This window comes from Streptomyces marokkonensis (assembly GCF_039539045.1).
Taxonomy (GTDB): Bacteria; Actinomycetota; Actinomycetes; order Streptomycetales; family Streptomycetaceae; genus Streptomyces; species Streptomyces marokkonensis.
Genome location: NZ_BAABCQ010000405.1, coordinates 1 through 794, shown reverse-complemented (window position 1 = coordinate 794; position 794 = coordinate 1). Strand labels below are relative to the sequence as shown.

At 66.0% G+C, this 794-nt stretch carries 1 protein-coding gene; it reads left to right on the top strand.

Translation table 11 applies throughout. The features are described 5' to 3' along the window. Positions 1-713: NADPH-dependent F420 reductase (locus ABEA26_RS36125; RefSeq protein ID WP_345598325.1), on the top strand; the 713-nt coding region annotated here is incomplete at its 5' end. Between the last annotated feature and the right edge of the window lie 81 nt (positions 714-794).

Below are 794 nucleotides of genomic sequence, written 5' to 3'. Positions count from 1 at the left end.
CCGCTCGTTCCGGCAGTGGGCCGAGGACCACATCAAGGACTTCAGCTGACCGCCCCATGGCCGGATTCCTCATCCCGGACGCGCCGCTGCCTTCGGCACGGCACCTCAGGCTGGCGATCGTCGGGCCTGACGACTGCTGGGCTGCCGCTCTGGTGGAGGTATTCGCCACGGTAGGACGCACCGTCGAGCGGCTCTCCTGTGAGGAGTTGGCGCCGGCCAGAACGCGAGCACACCAGGCCGACGTGGCGTTCTTGACCATCCGCACGTCCCAGATGCAGTCGGTGGTCCCCCAGTTGGGCGACGCGCTGAAGGGCGTCGTCACGGTGGTATGCACGACATCGCTTCAGCATGACGAGAGCGGCTACTTCATGCAGCCCGTTCACGGCGGGAGCGCCACCGAACTGGCAAGTGAGCTTCTTCCCGGCTCCCGGGTCGTCGGAGCGTTTCAGCAGTTCGGTCCCAGTCATCTGGCACTTGCCGGCATGGGCGCTTTCGAGACCGACGTCCCCGTCATCGGAGACGACCGCGAGGCCTGTGACGTCGTGGAGGAACTGATCGACGAGTTCCGCGGACTTGAGCCGGTCTACGCCGGCGGACTGAAAGGCGCCGCCGCAATCGAAGGTCTGGCGGCGCTGATAGGAGAGGCCACCGCCGACATCGGACGGCCAGTCGGGTTCCGTCTCAGCTCAGGAGGCATCAAGATCCTCGACTGACGTGCTCGTCGCGTCAATTCGGCCTTCCCGGGCATGTCGGGCCGGCTCTTTCGCGGTGACCACGTGCCGTCAATGTGAGGT